The organism is Pseudomonas sp. R3-18-08 (assembly GCF_003852065.1).
Taxonomy (GTDB): Bacteria; Pseudomonadota; Gammaproteobacteria; order Pseudomonadales; family Pseudomonadaceae; genus Aquipseudomonas.
Genome location: NZ_CP027729.1, coordinates 2,471,647 through 2,491,347, shown reverse-complemented (window position 1 = coordinate 2,491,347; position 19,701 = coordinate 2,471,647). Strand labels below are relative to the sequence as shown.

General features: G+C 61.9%; 15 protein-coding genes and 1 pseudogene. 5 read left to right on the top strand and 11 right to left on the bottom strand.

Annotated elements, in window-relative coordinates:
* Positions 1-99 precede the first annotated feature (99 nt).
* The 7 genes from araH to C4J92_RS11490 are packed head-to-tail and all read right to left on the bottom strand — an operon-like array spanning position 100 to position 8,425.
* On the bottom strand, positions 100-1,068 hold the full coding sequence (gene araH / locus C4J92_RS11520) for an L-arabinose ABC transporter permease AraH (protein ID WP_124403909.1): 969 nt from the start codon (positions 1,066-1,068) through the stop codon (positions 100-102).
* Positions 1,069-1,077: 9 nt separating this feature from the next.
* Positions 1,078-2,580 carry an L-arabinose ABC transporter ATP-binding protein AraG gene (araG, locus tag C4J92_RS11515; protein WP_124403908.1) on the bottom strand — a complete coding sequence of 501 codons (1,503 nt, stop codon included), beginning with the start codon at positions 2,578-2,580 and terminating at the stop codon, positions 1,078-1,080.
* On the bottom strand, positions 2,577-3,581 hold the full coding sequence (locus tag C4J92_RS11510) for a substrate-binding domain-containing protein (protein WP_124403907.1): 1,005 nt from the start codon (positions 3,579-3,581) through the stop codon (positions 2,577-2,579). The genes araG and C4J92_RS11510 overlap by 4 nt, the downstream gene beginning before the upstream one ends.
* Positions 3,582-3,625: 44 nt before the next feature.
* Positions 3,626-4,489 (bottom strand): SMP-30/gluconolactonase/LRE family protein, encoded by an 864-nt coding sequence (locus C4J92_RS11505; RefSeq protein WP_124403906.1) that lies wholly within the window; start codon positions 4,487-4,489, stop codon positions 3,626-3,628.
* Positions 4,490-4,505: 16 nt separating this feature from the next.
* The gene (locus C4J92_RS11500; RefSeq protein ID WP_124403905.1) at positions 4,506-6,086 is read right to left on the bottom strand and encodes an aldehyde dehydrogenase (NADP(+)); all 1,581 of its coding nucleotides are present in this window, start codon (positions 6,084-6,086) and stop codon (positions 4,506-4,508) included.
* An 11-nt stretch (positions 6,087-6,097) separates the two neighbouring features.
* Complete coding sequence (araD1, locus tag C4J92_RS11495; RefSeq protein ID WP_124403904.1) at positions 6,098-7,087, bottom strand: AraD1 family protein; 990 nt, start codon at positions 7,085-7,087, stop codon at positions 6,098-6,100.
* A gap of 15 nt (positions 7,088-7,102) precedes the next feature.
* Entirely contained in the window at positions 7,103-8,425 is a 1,323-nt protein-coding gene (locus tag C4J92_RS11490; protein WP_124403903.1) for an MFS transporter, read from the bottom strand.
* Positions 8,426-8,617: 192 nt separating this feature from the next.
* On the opposite strand from C4J92_RS11490, the gene C4J92_RS11485 reads away from it, so the two are divergent.
* On the top strand, positions 8,618-10,354 hold the full coding sequence (locus C4J92_RS11485) for an IlvD/Edd family dehydratase (protein ID WP_124362469.1): 1,737 nt from the start codon (positions 8,618-8,620) through the stop codon (positions 10,352-10,354).
* A 48-nt stretch (positions 10,355-10,402) separates the two neighbouring features.
* Positions 10,403-11,125, top strand: a complete 723-nt coding sequence (locus tag C4J92_RS11480; RefSeq protein ID WP_124403902.1) for a FadR/GntR family transcriptional regulator — start codon at positions 10,403-10,405, stop codon at positions 11,123-11,125.
* A gap of 135 nt (positions 11,126-11,260) precedes the next feature.
* Here the strand turns inward: C4J92_RS11480 and C4J92_RS11475 are convergent, their stop codons facing one another.
* Together C4J92_RS11475 and C4J92_RS11470 are read right to left on the bottom strand one after the other, a co-directional pair.
* Positions 11,261-13,387, bottom strand: a complete 2,127-nt coding sequence (locus C4J92_RS11475; RefSeq protein ID WP_124403901.1) for a TonB-dependent siderophore receptor — start codon at positions 13,385-13,387, stop codon at positions 11,261-11,263.
* A 274-nt stretch (positions 13,388-13,661) separates the two neighbouring features.
* Positions 13,662-14,753 (bottom strand): NADH:flavin oxidoreductase/NADH oxidase, encoded by a 1,092-nt coding sequence (locus tag C4J92_RS11470; protein ID WP_124370414.1) that lies wholly within the window; start codon positions 14,751-14,753, stop codon positions 13,662-13,664.
* A 90-nt stretch (positions 14,754-14,843) separates the two neighbouring features.
* Between C4J92_RS11470 and C4J92_RS11465 the strand changes: the two genes are divergently transcribed.
* Entirely contained in the window at positions 14,844-15,143 is a 300-nt protein-coding gene (locus C4J92_RS11465) for a helix-turn-helix transcriptional regulator (protein WP_124362465.1), read from the top strand.
* 17 nt (positions 15,144-15,160) lie between these two features.
* On the opposite strand, the gene C4J92_RS11460 is transcribed toward C4J92_RS11465, so the two are convergent.
* Both C4J92_RS11460 and C4J92_RS11455 read right to left on the bottom strand, forming a co-directional pair.
* Positions 15,161-16,186: a GGDEF domain-containing protein gene (locus C4J92_RS11460; RefSeq protein WP_124403900.1), complete on the bottom strand. Its 1,026-nt coding sequence runs from the start codon at positions 16,184-16,186 to the stop codon at positions 15,161-15,163.
* Positions 16,187-16,188: 2 nt separating this feature from the next.
* The gene (locus C4J92_RS11455) at positions 16,189-17,040 is read right to left on the bottom strand and encodes a hypothetical protein (RefSeq protein WP_177412812.1); all 852 of its coding nucleotides are present in this window, start codon (positions 17,038-17,040) and stop codon (positions 16,189-16,191) included.
* A gap of 262 nt (positions 17,041-17,302) precedes the next feature.
* Between C4J92_RS11455 and C4J92_RS11450 the strand changes: the two genes are divergently transcribed.
* Positions 17,303-18,193 carry a bestrophin family protein gene (locus tag C4J92_RS11450; RefSeq protein ID WP_124403899.1) on the top strand — a complete coding sequence of 297 codons (891 nt, stop codon included), beginning with the start codon at positions 17,303-17,305 and terminating at the stop codon, positions 18,191-18,193.
* 142 nt (positions 18,194-18,335) lie between these two features.
* Positions 18,336-19,415: pseudogene (locus C4J92_RS27465) on the top strand (cache domain-containing protein); the annotation flags it as partial.
* Positions 19,416-19,701 lie beyond the last annotated feature (286 nt).

Here is a 19,701-nt window from a genome sequence, read left to right as displayed (position 1 = left end):
CTTGCTCCCGATGGCGGTGTGTCAGTTACAGGTGCATGTGCTGACACTCCCTCATCGGGGGCAAGCCCCCTCCCACATTGGATCTTTGTAGGGCTTGGTTCAGCGTTGTTTCATGCGGTCGATGACGACGGCCAACAGCAGGATCGAGCCGCGAATTACATACTGGTAGAAGGTATCGATGTTCTTCAGGTTCATCGCATTCTCGATAATCGCCAGGATCAACACCCCGGCGATCACATGGCGGATCATGCCGATACCGCCGCTCAACGACACCCCGCCCAGCACACAGGCGGAAATCACCGTCAGTTCAAAACCCTGGCCGATCATCGGTTGGCCGGAGGTCATGCGCGAGGCAAGGATCACCCCGGCCAACGCGCCGATCAAGCCGTGCACGGCGAAGATCAGGATCTTGGTGCGATCCACATTGACCCCCGCCAGCAACGCCGCTTCCGGGTTGCCGCCGATGGCCATGGTGTTGCGCCCGTAGGTGGTGTAGTTGAGCAACCAGCCGAAGAACAGGAAGCACACGATGGTGATCAGGATCGGCACCGGCACGCCGAGCAACTGGCCGTTGCCGAACACGAAGAACTGGTCCTGGGACACGCCCACCGCTTTGCCGTCAGCGAAGATATAGGCCAGGCCACGCACGATCTGCATGGTCGCCAGGGTGGTGATCAGCGCGTTGACCCGCAGCTTGGCGATCACGATACCGTTGATCAACCCCACCATCAGGCCCATCAGCAGCGCCGCGCCGATGCCGAGCATCACGCTGTCGGTGTCGCGCATCACAATCGCCGCCACCACGCCGGCGCAGGCAATCACCGAACCCACCGACAAGTCGAAATGCCCGGAGGCCAGGCAGAACAGCATGGTGCACGCCGCAATGCCCACCGTGGATATCGCCAGGCCCAGCCCGCGCATGTTCAGCGGCGAGAGGAAGTTATCGATCAGCAAGGCACACAGGACAAAGATGCCCACCGCCGCCAGCAGCATCGCCCAGTTGTCGAGCAAGGCGCGCAGGTCGAGGGGTTTGCGTGCCGAGGGCAGCGTGTTGTTTTGAGTGGTCATGGTCGTCTCTCAGTTCGCCAGGCCGCGCGGCAAGGCCAGCTGCAGCAGGTTGGATTCAGTCGCGTGTGCGCGCAGTTGTTCACCGCGCAGGGCGCCTTCGCACAGCACCAGGATGCGGTCGGAAATGCCCATGACTTCCATCAGGTCGCTGGACACCACGATCACCGCGATGCCCTGCGCCGCCAGGTTATGGATGATCTGGTAGATCTCGGCCTTGGCGCCGATATCGATGCCACGGGTCGGTTCGTCCAGCAGCAGCACCTTCATCGGCATCGACAGCCAGCGGCCGAGAATGGCTTTCTGTTGGTTGCCGCCGGACAGGTACATGATCTTCTGCGCCGCGTTCGGGGTCTTGACCTTCATCGCCTTGATCTGGTGGTCGGCGTTGCCTTTCTCCCAGCCATCGCGCAACAGCCAGCCGAACGCGGAATGCGCGCCACGGGCACTGATGTTGATGTTTTCGGCGACGCTGGACAGCGGAATGATGCCCTCCTTCTTGCGGTCTTCCGGGCACAGCAGCACGCCGGCGGCGATGGCATCGCGAGGTGAGCGCAATTGCAGCGGCTCACCGCACAACTCCAGGCTGCCGGCACTGGCACGCTCCAGGCCGCTGAGCAGTCGGAACAGTTCCGTGCGCCCTGCCCCCACCAACCCGAACAGGCCGAGGATTTCGCCTTTGCGCACCGCAAAACTGATCGGCTCGCGCAAGCCGGGGCCGAGCAGGCCGTTGACCTTCAGGGCGACGTCGCCGTGCTCGCGCGGGCGGTAGTCGTAGATGTCCTGAATATCGCGGCCGACCATGCAGGTCACCAGCTGGTCGTGGTTCAGCGCGCTCATGTCCTCGAAGGTGCGCACGAAGCGGCCGTCCTTGAACACCGTCACCGCATTGCAGATACGGAACACCTCCTCCATGCGGTGAGACACGTACAGCACCACTTTGCCCTCATCGCGCAGGCGCGTGATGATCGCCATCAAGCGATCGATCTCCCGCGCCGAGAGGCTGCTGGTCGGTTCATCGAAGGCGATCACATGGGCGCCACGGGACAGCGCTTTGGCGATTTCCACCAGTTGGCGCTGGCCCAGGGACAGGCGCCCGAGCTTTTCCTGGGGGTCGATTTCATCGGCCAGGCCCTTGAGACACGCCAGCGCCTGCTGGCGCAGCAGGCTGCGATTGACCACGCCAAAACGCGACGGCAAATGCCCGAGGAACAGGTTCTCCGCCACGGTCATTTCCGGCACCAGGTGCAATTCCTGGTGGATCACCGCGACGCCACTGGCAATGCTGTCGGCGGCGCATTTGAAGGCCATGACCTGCTCGCCGATCTGCACCGTGCCGGTGCTGGGAATATAGGCGCCGCCGAGGATCTTCAGCAGCGTCGACTTACCCGCACCGTTCTCGCCCATCAGCGCATGCACTTGCCCTGGGTGGGCGGTGAAGCTGATGCCGTCGAGCGCCTTGACCCCAGGGAAGGTTTTGCCGATACCGTCAAAACGCAGGGCCGCAGCGGTCATTTCCACAGCCCGATCTTGGTCAGTTCCGCCTGGAAGTTCTCGCGAGTGATCAGGGTCACTTCGTCCATGGCGGTGTACTTCGGCGGTTCAGTGCCTTTGGTGACCCACTCGTACATCATCAGCGCGGTGTTATAGCCTTCGATATGCGGGCTGGGCAGCATCGAGCCGAAGAAGCCGCTGTTGGCTTTCTTCAACTCGCCGATGGCGTCGGTGCCATTGATGCCGATGCCGATCACATTAGCCGCCGCGAAACCGGCGCTTTCGGTAGCACGTACGCCGCCGAGCACGGTGTTGTCGTTCATGCCGCCGATGATCAGGTTTTTCGCGCCGCTGGGCAGCTTGACCAGCGCCGAGTTGGTGGCGTCCATGCTGCCTGGGACGTCGAGGGTTTTCAGCGCGGCGGTCAGGATATGGTCCTTGGGAATGCCGGCTTCTTCCAGGGATTTGATCGAGCCGTCGGTGCGTTTCTTGCCGGTGTCGAGTTCGTTGAAAGTGTTGATCACCGCATAGGTGTCTTTCCAGTCCCAACCGCGTTTTTTCGCTTCGGCGGCCATCGCGGCGCCCTGCTTCTGGCCCACTTCAAAGGCGGCCATGCCCAGGTACGGCACGTCCTCCATGAAATTGCCCTTGGCATCGACGAAACGGTCATCCACCGCGATCACTTTCAGGTCGTTGGCCTTGGCCTTGGCGACAATCGCCGGGCCCAGGGACACGTCCGGCGGGCAGATCACGAAGCCCTTGGCGCCGTTGGCCGCCAGGCTGTCGATGGCCGAAAGGGTTTTCTCTCCGTCGGGCACGGCGATCTTGATCACAGTGAAACCGTGCTCCTTGCCGGCTTTTTCGGCGAAGGCCCATTCGGTCTGGAACCAGGGCTCTTCGGCCTGCTTGACCAGAAAGCCGATCTTCACTTCTTCAGCGGCCAGCAGCAGGCCGCTCAAGCTCATGGCCGAGACCGCCACAGCGGCGCAGCACAGGGAACGCAAACCACGACGACGATTCATACGGGTGACTCCTTGTTGTTGTTTTTGAATATTCGTTTTTCGCTTTATCCGGCGAAGCGGTGACAGGGCTTGCCTGGCACCTCCACTTGCAGGCTCAGTACCGCACCGTCCAATGGGTGATCCAAGGGGCCGGCGGCGCTGGTGATATACAGGGTGGTCAGATCAGGCCCACCAAACACGCAACTGGTGGGGCGGCTGACGGGCAGTTCGACGATGCGGTCCACCTGCCCTTGGGGCGTCAGGCGCAGCAGGCAACTGCCGTCCCAACGCGCATTCCAGATGTAACCCTCACTGTCCATGGCCGAGCCGTCCGGCCCGCCGCGTTCGTGGGCAGCGAACCAGGTCCGGGCGGCGTCGAGCTGGCCGTCGGGCTGGATGGCATGCCGGTACAGCGTGCCATCCAGGCTGTCGCCGAAATGCACATGGCCGCCGTCGTCGCTCCATAACAGCGTGTTGGGAATGCCCAGGCCGCTCAGCAACGGCGTGACCGTCGCATCGGCGTCGATACGAAACAGCCCGCCGGAGCGTCGCGTGATGGGCAGGTCTTCGCCGTGGGCGCCGATGTTGTTCTGCATGGTGCCCAGCCATAGTCGGCCCTGGGCATCGCAGCGGGCTTCGTTGCCGCGGTTACCCGGTTGCGGGTCGGCCACGCACAGCAGGGTCAGGGCTTCGGTGTTCAAGTCCAGCCGGTACACACCGCTGCTCAGGGTCACCAGCGCATCCCCGCTTTCGCAGGGGATGAACGCCGAGACGTGTTCAGGTAATTGCCAGACTCGCAACTGCCCGTCCATCAGGCGCAGGGCCTGGCGGGCGGCGATATCCACCCAAAACAGGGCCTGGGACGGAGCATCCCAGAACGGCCCTTCGCCCAACCGGGCACGGTGCGGGGTGACTGCGCTCAACGACATGAAGCCTCCGGGTGACTTACAGGGATTCTCGAGACGGCGCGCCATCCACCAGCCGCTGGATACGCAACGGGTTGGCGTTTTTCAGCGCGTCGGGCAGCAGGCTATCAGGGTAGTTCTGGAAGCACACCGGGCGCAGGAACCGATCGATGGCCAAGGTGCCGACCGAGGTGCCACGGGCATCGGAGGTGGCCGGGTACGGCCCGCCGTGCACCATCGAATCACAGACTTCCACACCGGTGGGGTAACCGTTGAGCAGGATGCGCCCGACTTTCTGCTCCAGCAGCGGCGTCAGCTCGGCAAACTGTTGCAGGTCAGCCGGTTCGCCAATGATCGTGGCGGTCAACTGCCCGTGCAGGCCGTGCAAGGCGGCGCTGAGCTGGGCCTGGTCGGCGACTTCGACGAACACCGTGGTCGGGCCGAACACTTCTTCCTGCAGCACTTCATCGCCGTCGATCAACAGGCGCACATCGGCCTTGAACAACTGCGGCTGGGCCTGGTTGCCCGCTTGTGCGTTGCCCGCCAGGTGCTCGATACCGGGATGAGACAGGAGCTTTTCCAGGCCCTTGCCGTAGCTGCCCAGGGTGCCCGCGTTAAGCATGGTCTGCGCCGGTTGCTCGCCGATCAGCTTCGCGACCTGTTGCGTGAACGCGCTGAACGCTGGGGACGCGATGCCGATCACCAGGCCAGGGTTGGTGCAGAACTGGCCGCAGCCTTGCACCACCGAGGCGGTCAGGTCGCGGGCGACGCTGTCGGCGCGGGCTTGCAGCGCCTGCGGCAGCACGATGACCGGGTTGATGCTCGACATCTCGGCAAACACCGGGATCGGCTGCGGGCGCGCCGCCGCCATATCGCACAGGGCACGGCCGCCCTTGAGCGAGCCGGTAAAGCCGACGGCCTGGATCGCCGGGTGCTTGACCAGCGCTTCGCCAACGCCGCCGCCGAAGATCATGTTGAACACGCCCGCTGGCATTTCGGTGGCTTGGGCGGCGCGGATGATCGCATCGGCCACCTGCTCCGCCGTCGCCATATGCCCGCTGTGGGCCTTGAATACCACCGGGCAACCGGCTGCCAGCGCAGCGGCGGTATCACCGCCAGCGGTGGAAAATGCCAGGGGGAAGTTACTGGCGCCGAACACCGCGACCGGGCCCAGGCCGATGCGGTATTGGCGCAGGTCCGGGCGCGGCAATGGCTGGCGATCCGGCAGCGCTTTGTCGATGCGCGCGCCGTAGAAGTCACCGCGACGCAACACCGTGGCGAACAGGCGCATCTGGCCGCTGGTACGCCCACGTTCGCCTTTGATGCGCGCCGCCGGCAAGGCGGTTTCGCGGCAGACCAGTTCGACGAAATCATCGCCCAATGCGTCCAGCTCGTCGGCAATCGCATCGAGAAATTGCGCACGGCGCGACGCGCTCAAGGCGCGGTAAGCCGGGTACGCGGCGGCGGCTGCTTTGGCGGCGGCATCGACCTCCTGCGGGGTGGCCTGGTAGAACGCCTGGGGCAAGGCTTCGCCGGTGGTGGCGTCGACGCTCTGCAACTGGGTGCTGCCGTTGGCACTGCGCTGGCCGCCGATGTAGTTGTGACCGAGGAACTGGGGCATGGGGCTCTCCTTTAAAGGGTAATGACGTTGCCGGGTTCGAATGCCGCATCACTGCTGCCGACACGGTTGACCAGCGGCGCGCCGAATTCAGCCTGGGTGATCTCGAACACATCGCCTTGCTGGGTACGTATACCGTCGGCAAATGACAGCGTGGCGGTGCCGAAGAAGTGGATGTGCACATCGCCGGGCTTGAGGAACTGGCGGTATTTGAAGTGGTGGTATTCGAGGTTTTCCAGGCTGTGGCACATATTGGCCTCGCCGCTGAGGAATTCGTTCCGCCAGATTTCTTCGCCGTTACGCAGGATGCGGCTGGTGCCTGCCAGGTGCTGGGGCAACTCGCCCACGCGCAGCTCAGGCCCGTAGCTGCAACTGCGCAGTTTGGAATGGGCCAGGTACAGGTAGTTCTTGCGTTCCATCACATGGTCGGAGAATTCGTTGCCCACCGCAAAGCCCACACGGTAGGGCTTGCTGTCCGGGCCGATCACGTAGAGGCCACCGATTTCCGGCTCTTCGCCGGCGTCTTCGGCAAACGGCGGTACCGGGAACGCGGCGCCGGGGCGCACCACGGTGCTGCCGTCGCCTTTATAGAACCACTCCGGCTGCACGCCCGCCTGCCCGGCGGCTGGCTTGCCGCCCTCAACGCCCCATTTGAAGATGCGCATGGTGTCGGTCAGTGCGGTGTCGTCACCGGCCTGGTGCATTTTGTCCCGCGCCGAGGCGCTGCCCAGGTGAGTCAGGCCGGTGCCGCTGATCAGCATATGGGCCGGGTCCGGGTGGTCCAGTGGCGGCAGCACCTTGAGCTCGGCCAGCAACGCGGCGTAGTCGTGGCTGTCGCCCAGGCCGAGGCTGTTCACCTGTTGCTCCAGACCAACGCCGGCTTCGATCGCGGCCAGGGCCAATTCACGCACGCTGCGCGCCGCCTGAACTTCGCGCAGCTGTGTGCCTTGCACTACGCCGACGCGGCGTTCGCCGTTGGGCAACTCGAACTGAACTAAACGCATGCCATTTCTCCTGAATTAAGTACGTGTGGCGCCACGGGCACTGGCGGCGAATTGGTCGACGGGCAGCACATGCTTGCGTTCCAGCAGGCGGTAGACCACCAGGGTCAGCACCAGCCCGAACAGCATCACACCGGATAGAAAGTACAAACCCGAGGCCAGGTTGCCGGTGTATTCCTTGAGCGCACCGATCACGAACGGGCCGATGTAGCCACCAAGGTTGCCCACCGAATTGATCAACGCAATACCGGCCGCTGCACTGGCACCGGCGAAGAAGCGCCCCGGCAAGGTCCAGAACACCGCCGTGCAGGAAAACATCGCGAACGCCGCCAGGCACAGCGCCGCCATCTGCAACACCGGCACACTGAGCCAGGCGCTGAAGAACAGGCCGATGGCGCCCAGCACATAGAGCACGGCGAGGTGGCCGTAACGGTCATTCAAACGGTCGGAACTGCGCGGGATGATCAGCAGGCCGATGATGCCGAAGATGTAAGGCACGGCGGAGATGAAGCCGGTGGTGAGGTCACTGCCGCCAAATTGCTTGATCAAGGTCGGCAGCCACAGGCCCAGGCCGTAGATGCTCAAGGTCACCGGCAGGTAGAACAGCGCCAGCAGCAACACGCGCTTGTCCTTGAGCGCATGCAGCGGGTTGCCGTGACGGGTCTGGCCGTAAGCTTGCAGGTCTTTGTTGAGCTCACCGGTGAGCCAGGCCTTTTCTTCCTCGCTCATCCACTTGACCTGGCTGGGGCCGTCCGGCAGATAGCGCAGCACCGGCCAGGTGAGCAGGATCGCCGGGGTGCCGATCACGATGAACAGCCACTGCCAGCCGTGCAGGCCCAGGGTGCCGTCCATGCCCAGCAAGCCGCCGGACACGGGCCCGGTGATCATCATCGCGATTGGTTGGGAGAGGATGAACAGCCCGAGGATCTTGCCGCGATGGCGCACCGGGAACCATTGGGTGATGTAGTACAGCACGCCCGGAAAGAACCCGGCCTCGGCCGCACCGAGCAGAAAGCGCATCACATAGAAGCTGTGCGGCCCTTGTACAAAGGCCATGCCGATGGTGATGGTGCCCCAGGTGATCATGATGCGCGCGAACCAGCGGCGCGCGCCAAAGCGGTCGAGCATCAGGTTGCTGGGAATCTCGAACAGGAAGTAGCCAATGAAGAACAACCCCGCGCCCAGGCCATAGGCTGCATCGCCGATGCCGACGTCAGCGCCCATGTGCAGTTTGGCGAAGCCCACGGCGGAGCGGTCCACGTAGGCAATCAGGTACAGCAGGATCAGGAAGGGAATCAGTTTCAGCGTGATGCGCCGAATAAGCCGCAGTTCCTGGCTCATGGGGTCGATCTCCGATTGTTGTTTTTATAGAAGCTCGGGGGACGCCTCTCGCGAAAATCCGCCAGGGTCATACCTCAGTTGAGAAAGACTATATAGTAGGACTATTTGCAAAACAACTCTTCCAAAGCTTCGATTTTGCGCTTATGTTTAACCACGCTCAGAACATATAGTCATACAATAAGAGAATCGATCATGTCTGATAAAAAGCCCGGCCTACGCTCCGCCCAGTGGTTCGGTACTGCCGACAAGAACGGCTTCATGTACCGCAGCTGGATGAAGAACCAGGGCATTGCCGACCATCAGTTCCATGGCAAGCCGATCATCGGCATCTGCAACACCTGGTCGGAGCTGACCCCGTGCAATGCGCACTTCCGCCAGATCGCCGAGCACGTTAAACGCGGTGTGATCGAAGCCGGTGGCTTCCCGGTAGAATTTCCGGTGTTCTCCAACGGCGAATCCAACCTGCGCCCCACCGCCATGCTGACGCGCAATCTGGCGAGCATGGACGTGGAAGAAGCGATTCGCGGCAACCCGATCGATGGCGTGGTGCTGCTCACCGGCTGTGACAAAACCACCCCGGCGCTGCTGATGGGCGCCGCCAGTTGTGATGTGCCAGCCATCGTCGTCACTGGCGGGCCGATGCTCAACGGCAAGCACAAGGGCCAGGACATCGGCTCGGGCACGGTGGTGTGGCAGCTCAGCGAACAGGTCAAGGCCGGCACCATTACCCTGGATGATTTCCTCGCGGCCGAAGGCGGCATGTCGCGCTCGGCGGGTACCTGCAACACCATGGGCACCGCGTCGACCATGGCCTGCATGGCCGAGGCCCTGGGCACGTCCCTGCCCCACAACGCGGCGATTCCGGCAGTGGACGCACGGCGTTATGTGCTGGCGCACATGTCGGGCATGCGAGCGGTAGAGATGGTGCGCGAAGACTTGAAGCTGTCGAAGATCCTCACCAAGGAAGCCTTCGAAAACGCGATCCGGGTGAACGCGGCCATCGGCGGTTCGACCAACGCGGTGATCCACTTGAAAGCCATCGCCGGGCGCATCGGCGTGGAACTGGACCTGGATGACTGGACCCGCATCGGGCGTGGCATGCCGACCATCGTCGACCTGCAACCCTCGGGGCGCTTCCTGATGGAAGAGTTCTACTATGCCGGCGGCCTGCCTGCCGTACTGCGCCGCCTGGGCGAAGCCAACCTGATCCCGCATCCGAATGCCTTGACCGTCAACGGCAAAACCTTGGGCGAGAACACCAAGGACTCACCGATCTACGGCCAGGACGAAGTGATCCGTACCCTCGACAACCCGATCCGCGCCGACGGCGGCATCTGCGTGCTGCGCGGCAACCTGGCGCCGCTGGGTGCGGTGCTCAAACCGTCTGCAGCCAGCGCCGAGCTGATGCAACACCGCGGCCGCGCAGTAGTGTTCGAAAACTTCGACATGTACAAGGCGCGCATCAACGATCCGGAACTGGACGTGGATGCCAACTCGATTCTGGTCATGAAAAACTGCGGGCCCAAGGGTTACCCAGGCATGGCCGAAGTCGGCAACATGGGGCTGCCGGCCAAATTGCTGGCCCAGGGCGTGACCGACATGGTGCGGATTTCCGATGCGCGCATGAGCGGTACCGCGTATGGCACGGTGGTGCTGCATGTGGCGCCGGAAGCCGCAGCGGGCGGGCCGTTGGCGGCCGTGCAGGAAGGTGACTGGATCGAACTCGACTGCGCCAATGGGCGCTTGCACCTGGACATCCCCGACGCCGAATTGGCATCGCGCATGGCCGATTTGGCGCCGCCCGAAAAACTCATCGTCGGCGGCTATCGTCAGCTGTACATCGACCATGTGCTGCAGGCCGACCAGGGTTGCGACTTCGACTTCCTGGTGGGCTGCCGTGGCGCCGAAGTCCCACGGCATTCCCACTAATTGGGATGCTATGATGCGGCGAATTTAAGCCAGAGCCTGCCCGTCGTTATGGATCACCAGCCGCCCAAGCCGCGCAAGAGCATGCATGCCCAGATCGTTCAGGACTTGGGCATGCACATCGTTTCCGGGCGCTTCAAGCCGGAAGAAAGACTGCCCATGGAAGCCACGCTGTGCGAGGAATACAAGGTCAGCCGTTCGGTGTTGCGCGAGGCGACGCGGGTGCTCAGCGCCAAGGGCCTGGTGTATTCCAAGCCTCGGGTGGGCGCCGTGGTGCGGCCGCGCTTGAAGTGGCACCTGCTCGACCCGGACGTGCTGTCCTGGTTGATGCAGTCCACGCCCCACAGCGAGTTTTTCAACACGCTGGCCGGGGTGCGGCGCATTCTCGAACCGGAAATCGCCGCCATGGCCGCGACCACCGCCACCGATGAAGACATCGCCACCATCGAAAAAGCCTACGTGGGCATGGAAACCGCGAAAACCCACGATGACCTGTTGCAGGCCGACCTGGACTTCCACCGCGCCATTGCCGACGCCACCCGCAACGACCTGCTCGCCTATATGTGCAACATGCTCTCGCTGCCGTTGCGCGAGTCGATCAACATCACCAACCGTCGCCCGGATATCCAGGGCCTGAGCCTGCCCCGGCACAAGGCGATCCTGACCGCGATCAAAAACCGCGACGCACTGGGCGCGCGGCATGCATCGTTGGTGCAGTTGGATGACACACGGGTGGCGTTGGATACGGTGATGAATGTGTTGACGCCGTTGTAACGTGCCCAAGGGATAAATGGGATCAAATGTGGGAGGGGGCTTGCTCCCGATGGCAGTGTGTCAGTCTCAATATTTTTGACTGACACACCGCCATCGGGAGCAAGCCCCCTCCCACATTTGGATGTGTGTTCACATTTAGAGGGTGTAGGAGATACCCAACTGCACGGTGCGTGGCGCGCCTGGGTACGCATAGATATTGCCGAAGGCACCTTCCTCATACTCGCGGTTGAACAGGTTTTTCACGTCCAGGTTCAGGCGTACCTGTTCGTTGACCTTGTAGTAGCCCAGCAGGTCGACCACGGTGTAGGCGTCCATCGAGAAGGCGGTATTGGCGGTCTGGCCGGCGCGCTGGTCGACGTATTTGCCGCCGGCGCCCAGGCCCAGGCCCTTGAGGGCGCCGTCCTGGAACTCATAGACGTTGAGCAGGCTGAAGCTGTTGCGCGGGATGTTCAACAAGCGCGTGCCTGAGCGGATGCTGTTGTCCTTGGTGACTTCGGCATCCACGTAGGCATAGCCGCCGATCATGCGCCACTCAGGCGTGAGGTTGCCCGCGACGTTGAGGTCAAACCCTCGGCTGCGCACTTCACCCGCTGCGACGTTGAACGTGTTGATCACCGGGTCGGTGGTCAGTACGTTTTTCTTGTCGATCTGATAGATCGAAGCGTCGACGCTCAGTTGGCGGTCCAGGGCTTCCCACTTGATCCCCATCTCATAGGACTTGCCCTTTTCCGGCGCGAAGCCGCCGCCTTCGCGAGCCGCACCGGTGTTCGGCTTGAACGAACGTGCGGCGTCGGCATACACCGCGACGGTATCGGTGAGGTCGTAGATCACACCCACACGTGGGGTGACGGCGTTTTCTGCGCTCTGGAAGGGGTTCACGCCGGGCACATAACTTTCGTAGTCATGTTCAAACCGTTCGAAACGTGCACCGGCCAGGACTTTCAAGCGCTCGGTCAGGGCCACCTGGTCCTGCACGAAGGCCGCGTAGGTCTTGAGGTTTTCCTTGTCATGCGTCGGCGTGCGCGTCAGCGGCGGGCGCGCCTGGCCGTAGACCGGGTTGAAGATATCGATCGGGTAAGTGCCCGAGGCGGCGCTGGAGCGCTGGATGATCGACTTATAGTCGTAGTCTTCGTACTCGATGCCGGTGAGCAGGGTGTGCTCGAAACCAGCGGTGGAGAAATGCCCGGTCAGGTTGAGCTGGTAGTCCTTGTCGGTCCATTCCAGCTTGCGGTAGTTGAAGTTGCGTTGCAGGGTGCGGCCATCGGCACCCAGGCCGTTAGCCTCGATTGCGTTGCCCTTCAACGTCCCGTCCAACCACTGGAAACCGCCGCCCAACGTCCAGTTGTCATTGAGCGCATGCTCGAAACGCAACTGCGCCATGTTGTTGTCGTTATGCAGCTTGCCCACGTCCTTGTCGCCCCAGAACGTCTCGCGCGACGGCGTGCCGCGCTGATTCGGGTAACGCGTCAGACCACGGTCCAAGGGGGCATTGTTGCGCATGAAGTCGCCTTCGAAGATCACCTTGGTGTCATCGCTGGCCTGCCAGGTGAGCACCGGCGTCACGCCGTAGCGTTCGGTCTCGACGTGATCGCGGAAAGTGTCGCCGCCCTCGCCCACCACGTTCAGGCGATAGGCCAGGCGGCCTGCTTCGTCCAGCGGGCCGGAGGCATCCAGGGTGCCGCGCTTCATGCCTTGGTCATTGACCTGGCTGCCCAGGGTGACGCTGCGTTCGGCCAGCGGCTGCTTGGACACCACGTTGAACGTGCCACCGGGGTCGCCACGGCCGTAGAGCATGGTCGCCGGGCCGCGCAACACCTCGAGGCGCTCGATGGTATTGGCATCCGGCATGTTCGGGTAACCGCGATTGATCGGGAAACCGTTGCGGTAGAACTCACCGGTGGTAAAGCCGCGCACGGTGAAGGTGGTCAGGCCCTGGCCACCGAAGTTGTTGGCGCGCCCGACCCCGCCGGCATAGTCAAGGGCATCCTGCAGGCGCGTTGCGCCGATGTCTTCGACCACATCCCGGGACACCACGCTGATGGACTGCGGGGTTTCATGAATCGAGGTGTCGGTGCGCGTCGCACTGGCTGATCGCGTGGCGTGGTAGCCCTGCACCGGTCCCTGGGCCGACTCGAAATCCGCAGTGGCGGTCACATTGGTTGCTTGCAGCTCGATACCGGTTTTTTCAGTCGGGGCTTCTTCTGCCCAGGTAAAAGGGGAAAACGCCTGAAGCACACAGATGGAAATCAGGGTACGACGCATGGATGTTGAACCTAGTGAATGAGCCAGATGGGGCGGCAAACCTGCCAAGAATTCGCCGCGCATCATATATCAACGCATTCGCGTTTAACATTCATTCTCATTTGTTATTTTTCGCGTATCGCCTTTGTATCGATTGGCTCGGTATTCCTGATGTCCATAAACCAAATGTGGGAGGGGGCTTGCTCCCGATAGCGGTGGATCAACCAGACAATCTGGCACTGACCCACCGCCATCGGGAGCAAGCCCCCTCCCACAGTTTTACCGAGTCGCTAACTCAGCGATAACGTTCCAACCAATGCGCATAAGGCGCCGGCAAGGTCCAGGACGACTTGTCCACGCCCAGTTCCTTGGCCGCAAAGTACGCCCAATGCGGATCGGCCAAGTGCGCGCGGCCCACGGAGACCAGGTCAAGATGCCCGGCCTGCAGCGCGCTTTCGGCCAGTTGCGGGGTACCAAAGCCCCACGCCGACGTCACCGGAATACCGGCTTCACGGCGCACACGTTCGGCAATCGGCCCCATGAACGCCGGGCCCCATGGGATGTTGGTGTCGGGAATGGTGAACCCGACGCTGACGCTGAGCAGGTCCAGGCCACCGGCCTTGAAACGGCGGGCCAGTTCGATGGACTCGGTGAGGGTCTGCTCATCACGGCCGTCGTACTCGATCACGCCGAAGCGAGCGGTGAGCGGCAGGTTTTCCGGCCAGACTTCACGCACGGCGGCCAGGGTTTCCAGGAGGAAGCGGCTGCGGTTGTCGAAGCTGCCACCGTAGGCGTCGGTACGCTGGTTGGAGTGTTCGGAGAAAAAGCTCTGGCCCAGGTAACCATGGGCGAAGTGCAGCTCGATCCATTCAAAACCGGCGTCACGGGCGCGACGGGCGGCGTCGACGAAGTCTTGCTGGACGCGGGCGATGTCGTCCAGGGTCATGGCACGCGGTACGTTGGGCAGGTTCGCGCCGAACGCAATGGCCGACGGGGCGATGGTTTCCCAGCTACGGGCATCGGAGGCCGGGATGTGGTCGTCGCCTTCCCATGGACGGTTGGCGCTGGCTTTGCGGCCGGCGTGGGCAATCTGGATACCGGGTACGGAACCCGCAGCCTTGATGGCCTTGACCATCGGCACGAACGCCTCGGCATGGGCATCGCTCCAGATACCGGCGCAGCCTGGGGTGATACGCCCCTCCGGCGCGACGGCAGTAGCCTCGACCACCAGCAGGCCGGCACCGCCACGGGCCATGCCGGCCAGGTGCACGTGGTGCCAGTCATTGACCATGCCGTCGTCGGCCATGTATTGGCACATCGGCGGGATGGCAATGCGATTGCGCAGGGTTACGTCTTTGAGTTTGAACGGTTCGAACAAAGCGGACATCAGATACTCCGGATAAACGTGCGTGATTCGATAGTTCGATGGTAATCGAACTATGGTATTCAACGCTACCCCCCTGTTATGATCCGCGCCATGCGAGCCTTCAAACACCCTACCCCGCAAGAGCTGACACTTGAGCGCGTGCTCTACGCCCTCAGCGACCCCGTGCGCCTGGAAATCGTGCGCTGCCTGGCAAGCGTGCCCGAAGCCACGTGTGGCGAACTGGACGGCGGGCGCCCCAAATCGAGTATGTCCCACCACTTCAGGGTGTTACGCGATGCGGGCCTGGTGAACACGCGCAATGTCGGCACCACCCACATGAACTCGTTGCGTCGCGAAGAGCTCGAAGGTCGCTTCCCCGGATTGCTGGCGAGTGTGCTTGCCCAGCGCTGAACACCGGCCTCTGCGCTTCAGGCCGTGACCGGCCGCAGCGGCGCGCCATCCAGATGCACACAGTCCTTGCCGTTGCGCTTGGCGCCATACAGGTTTTTGTCGGCTAACTTGAGCACCGTCGACAATTCGTCACCTGCCGAAAAGCGCGCCATGCCGGCGCTGCAGGTGTAGTTGTGCGGCGGGGCGACGCTGCAGCGGATCGCCTGCAACAGATCCAGCACAAACTCGCCGGCCAGCGCCGGGTCATCGCCCTGCAACAACACGCCGAACTCTTCCCCGCCGATGCGTCCAAAGCTGTGGCTGCCTTTGGCGTTTTTCAGGCAGAGCGCCATGGCGCGCAAAATCTTATCGCCGACGTCGTGGCCGTACAGGTCGTTCTTGGCCTTGAAACTGTCGATATCCAACATGATGAAGTAGCCGTCCTGGCCACTGTCGAGCAACTTTTCGAAGCTTTGCATGAACGCGCGCCGGTTGAGGATAGAGGTCAGGTAATCGGTCTCGGCCAATGCGCGAAACTCACTTTCCACCAGCAACACCGAACGCAGGTTCTTCAAGTATGAGTAACTCAGGATGAAACCGATCGACACCGACGACGCGCAAAATATCAGCAGATAACTTTGGGTTGCGGCATAGAGTTCGGCCTGCATCGGCGACCACAGGATAAGCCAGACCGACAGGGCGCCGACCAGATAATCCTGGACACTGATAAACAGGATCGCGCTGCCGACCACCAGCGTGACGGCCAGGGGCAAGCCGTAGATACGCAATGGCGGATTCAAGTGAATGATGTAGGCAAACCCCACCGACAACAGCACGATATAGATCACCCCCAGCAACCGCCACAACAGGAAGTTCGTCGTCAGCGAATGAATACGGCACACAACTAACAGGCCGAGGGTGACGCTCAACACATACGGGTCGAACAGCATGGCCTGGATCAAGCCGATACCAGTCCAGGCAATGATGCCTATCCATTCGGCTTGCGTCACCGCAGGCGACAGCAACCGGCGCATCCTGGGCCTTAACTTCAAGTGAGCAGGCATCCCTACGCTCCCATTTCAATAGCATGCAGGCCAACCGCAAATGAAAAGGCCATGAACCGCTTTACCAGGCTGACAAAGGGCGGCAGAACTTCCAGCCGGGTCTTGGAGTGCGCTTTGAAATAGCCTTTTTCCACTCCCTCCTGCACCATTCGGATAATGTGGGTCTTGGACACCGAAAGTTGCTTGGCCAATGCCAGATACGAAGATGACCTGAACGTTGCCCGATCATTTTCCGGCGCAAAGGCATCGTTATAAATGGCCAGCATCAACAGGTGCCCAGCGTCTCTTTTCACCAGCCAGTAACACTCGGGCAGCAATACATCGACCGTGAGGTCGGCGTCGAGAATGATGGCAAACCCCTTGAAGTAAAGGGCCAGGAAACCGCGGTCATCCAACTCACGCAATTGTTGAAAAATCGCCCTCTCGGGGTACAGCCGCGCCAACGACTCCGTGAGGGAGGTCAACATCAGGCGCGCTTCACGGCAGGCTTCGTCCGAGGGCGCATACACTCTGAAGCGACTGTCTTCGGGGTGCGGCGCAACCTCCATAAAGCCCAGCGCACGAAACAACAGAAAGATCGATTCCAGGCTGTTTTTCGAACAATACCTGCGCGTCACGCACAGGTTTTTAACTTCGGACAACAACGGCAGCGGTGTGGCGAAGTACTCGCTCAATAACGCAAACGACACCATCAAACGGCTGTATTTAAGTGCACTCTTATAGAAAAACGGTCGTCTGGAATAGGGCACGAGCAGCACGTGGTAATGCGCTCTCAAGCACGATTCAAAATCCCTATGACGTTCGAGCGCTTGCGCGGTATTACACATAGCCGACTTCAACGAACTGACATGCATGAAAGAGCCCTGATCATCCAACTTGATTCCACTGATCTCAGCTACGAAATCCCTGCAGCCCGGCCCCAAAACAAATCACGTGGTAAACCCTGCGGTTAATGGCTTTTTGCCTCGGCGCAATGTACAGCGATTGCCGCGCCAGACGACATCAGTACCAAAGTTGTTCCAGATTTCCCGAACCGGGTCCCGTCAGGCGAACCTTCATCCGTCTACGGCGTCGTAACCTGGCACTGTTGCCAACCGCACGCCGCGAGGTTCTCGTTTGAAAGCTGCCCTTCTCAAGAAATACCGCCTGATCATCAAGACCATGGGCTATGTGGGCTGGGCCCTGTTCTGGCTGTTGCTGTGGGATATCGCCGTCACGGTGGATTTCATGCTGTTCCTCAACTCCAAGATCAACCTGCCGCTGATGCCCCTGACCTTGCTGGGTTCGGCACTGGTGGTGCTGATCAGTTTCCGTAACAGCAGCGCCTACAACCGCTGGTGGGAAGCGCGCACCTTATGGGGCTCGATGGTCAACAACTCGCGCAGCTTCGCGCGCCAGGTACTGACCCTGCTGGACGATCCCGACAGCGAAGTGAACCCGATCAAATCCACGCTGTTGCGCCGTCATGTGGCCTATGTGAATTGCCTGGCCGCGTACCTCAAGGGCGAGCCCTGCCCGGAGGAAGTGCGCGCGTTCATCCCTGACGCGGAATTCGCCCGCAATGGCGCAACCAACAACTTCGCCAACGACATTCTCACTGGCTCAGCCGCCTTGCTGGCCCGGGAATACAAGGCCGGTCACCTGGACAGCATCCGCCTGGCTCGGTTGGAGTCGACCCTGGTGGACCTGTCCAACGCCCAGGGCGGCATGGAGCGGATCGCCAACACGCCGCTGCCCTACCCTTACGTGTATTTCCCACGTCTGTTCATCTCGCTGTTCTGCCTGATCGTGCCCGTGGGCCTGGTGGAATCCCTCGGCTGGTTCACGCCGCTGGCGTCCACGGTGGTGGGTTTCATGCTGCTGGCCATCGAACGCATCGGCACCGACCTGCAAAGCCCGTTTCGCTCCAGTGAACATCAGATTCAAATGGAAGCGATCTGCGAAACCATCGAGAAGAACCTGCAGTCGATGCGCCGTGACGCCTTGGCCGGTGACCAGATCGGCTGATTGCCCCCCTCCCCTCAAGTGCCGCCGCCCTCGGTCGATATACCGAGGGTAAGCATGGCCTCCTGTCTCATAACAACGCATGCGACGCACAGCACGACCGTTTTCTCCCTTGCCAAAACTATAAATACCCGCGGGTGAAGTCATGAATATCAAGCAGAAGCTGACATGGGCGTTTGCGGCCATCGCGTGCCTCCCGGTCATCCTGGTCGCGATGATCGTGGTGCTGAATGTGCGCGAAGGCGCCCTCGCCAACTTTCTCGACAGCAGCGGTCGCGAGATCCGCCAGATCGACAATGGCATGAAGCAGTTTTTCGACGGCATCAGCCAGAACGTCGAGTACGTGGCCAAGGACCCGCGCGTTATCGCGGCCAAGGACCTGAAGAGCTACGCCAGCGCGGACGCCGCGCAAATCCCGCTGACACCGACCAATACCGAACTGCTGGCGATTTTCGACCAGTTCGCCAAAAGCCATCCCAGCACTGCCTACCTGTCCCTGGGCCTGCGCGACGGCGGCTACGCCAGCTGGCCGGACGACACCAAACTGACCAACTACGACCCACGCGTACGCCCCTGGTACCAGGCGGCCATTGCTGCGCCGGGCAAGACCGTGCGCACCGGTGCCTATTACTGGGCACCGGACGATGTGGTGCTGATCGGTACCGTGCATACCGTCGCCGACACCACTGGCAATATCCTTGGCGTAGTCGGTCTCGACGTGTCGCTCAAGCAGCTCACCGAACTGGTGCGCACCATCAAGCTGGGCGACAGCGGCTACCTGATGCTGGTGGAAGGCAACGGCAACGTGCTGGTAGACCCCAGCGATGCCAAGCACAACTTCAAGCCCCTGGCCGACCTGGGGCCCAACTACGCCGAACTGGCCAAGGGCGGCGACGGCGTGACCCGGATCGACATCGACGGCGTGGCCTATATGGCCAACGTGGTCAGCTCCAAAGACCTGGGCTGGCGCTTTATCGGCCTGATCAAGCGTGACGAAGTGATGGCCGGCGCCACCCGCCTGACGTGGTTGATCGCCGCCATCGCCGCCGTCTTGGCGGTGGTATTCGCCATCGTCGGCGCCAGTTTCGCCCGCGTGATCGTGCGCCCGATTCGCGGGGTGGCCGACGGCCTGCAGGAAATTGCCGAAGGTGAAGGCGACCTCACGCGCCAGCTCAAGGTGCAGGGCAAAGACGAAACCGCCAGCCTGGCCGGCTGGTTCAACCAGTTCCTGAGCATGATCGCCCAGTTGGTGCAGCGCATCGGCAACGCGTCTTCGGACCTGCAAACCGCCGCCGCCGACACCCGTGAAGTAGCCAATAACATGAACCAGGCCGCCGGCCGCCAACGCGAAGCCGTGGAACTGGTGAGCACCGCCTTCAACGAAATGGTGGCCACCGCCAATGAAGTGGCGCGCTCGTGCAGCGCCGCCGCGTCGAGTGCCGACGAAGGCTATCGCGACGTACACAACGGCCAGCAGCACATCGGCGAAGCCACCGGCAGCGTGCTCAAGC

Coding starts and splice junctions, on each gene's coding strand:
- araH (WP_124403909.1), bottom strand. CDS start 1,068: ATGACCACTCAAAACAACACGCTGCCCTCGGCACGCAAACCCCTCGAC.
- araG (WP_124403908.1), bottom strand. CDS start 2,580: ATGACCGCTGCGGCCCTGCGTTTTGACGGTATCGGCAAAACCTTCCCT.
- C4J92_RS11510 (WP_124403907.1), bottom strand. CDS start 3,581: ATGAATCGTCGTCGTGGTTTGCGTTCCCTGTGCTGCGCCGCTGTGGCG.
- C4J92_RS11505 (WP_124403906.1), bottom strand. CDS start 4,489: ATGTCGTTGAGCGCAGTCACCCCGCACCGTGCCCGGTTGGGCGAAGGG.
- C4J92_RS11500 (WP_124403905.1), bottom strand. CDS start 6,086: ATGCCCCAGTTCCTCGGTCACAACTACATCGGCGGCCAGCGCAGTGCC.
- araD1 (WP_124403904.1), bottom strand. CDS start 7,087: ATGCGTTTAGTTCAGTTCGAGTTGCCCAACGGCGAACGCCGCGTCGGC.
- C4J92_RS11490 (WP_124403903.1), bottom strand. CDS start 8,425: ATGAGCCAGGAACTGCGGCTTATTCGGCGCATCACGCTGAAACTGATT.
- C4J92_RS11485 (WP_124362469.1), top strand. CDS start 8,618: ATGTCTGATAAAAAGCCCGGCCTACGCTCCGCCCAGTGGTTCGGTACT.
- C4J92_RS11480 (WP_124403902.1), top strand. CDS start 10,403: ATGGATCACCAGCCGCCCAAGCCGCGCAAGAGCATGCATGCCCAGATC.
- C4J92_RS11475 (WP_124403901.1), bottom strand. CDS start 13,387: ATGCGTCGTACCCTGATTTCCATCTGTGTGCTTCAGGCGTTTTCCCCT.
- C4J92_RS11470 (WP_124370414.1), bottom strand. CDS start 14,753: ATGTCCGCTTTGTTCGAACCGTTCAAACTCAAAGACGTAACCCTGCGC.
- C4J92_RS11465 (WP_124362465.1), top strand. CDS start 14,844: ATGCGAGCCTTCAAACACCCTACCCCGCAAGAGCTGACACTTGAGCGC.
- C4J92_RS11460 (WP_124403900.1), bottom strand. CDS start 16,186: ATGCCTGCTCACTTGAAGTTAAGGCCCAGGATGCGCCGGTTGCTGTCG.
- C4J92_RS11455 (WP_177412812.1), bottom strand. CDS start 17,040: ATGCATGTCAGTTCGTTGAAGTCGGCTATGTGTAATACCGCGCAAGCG.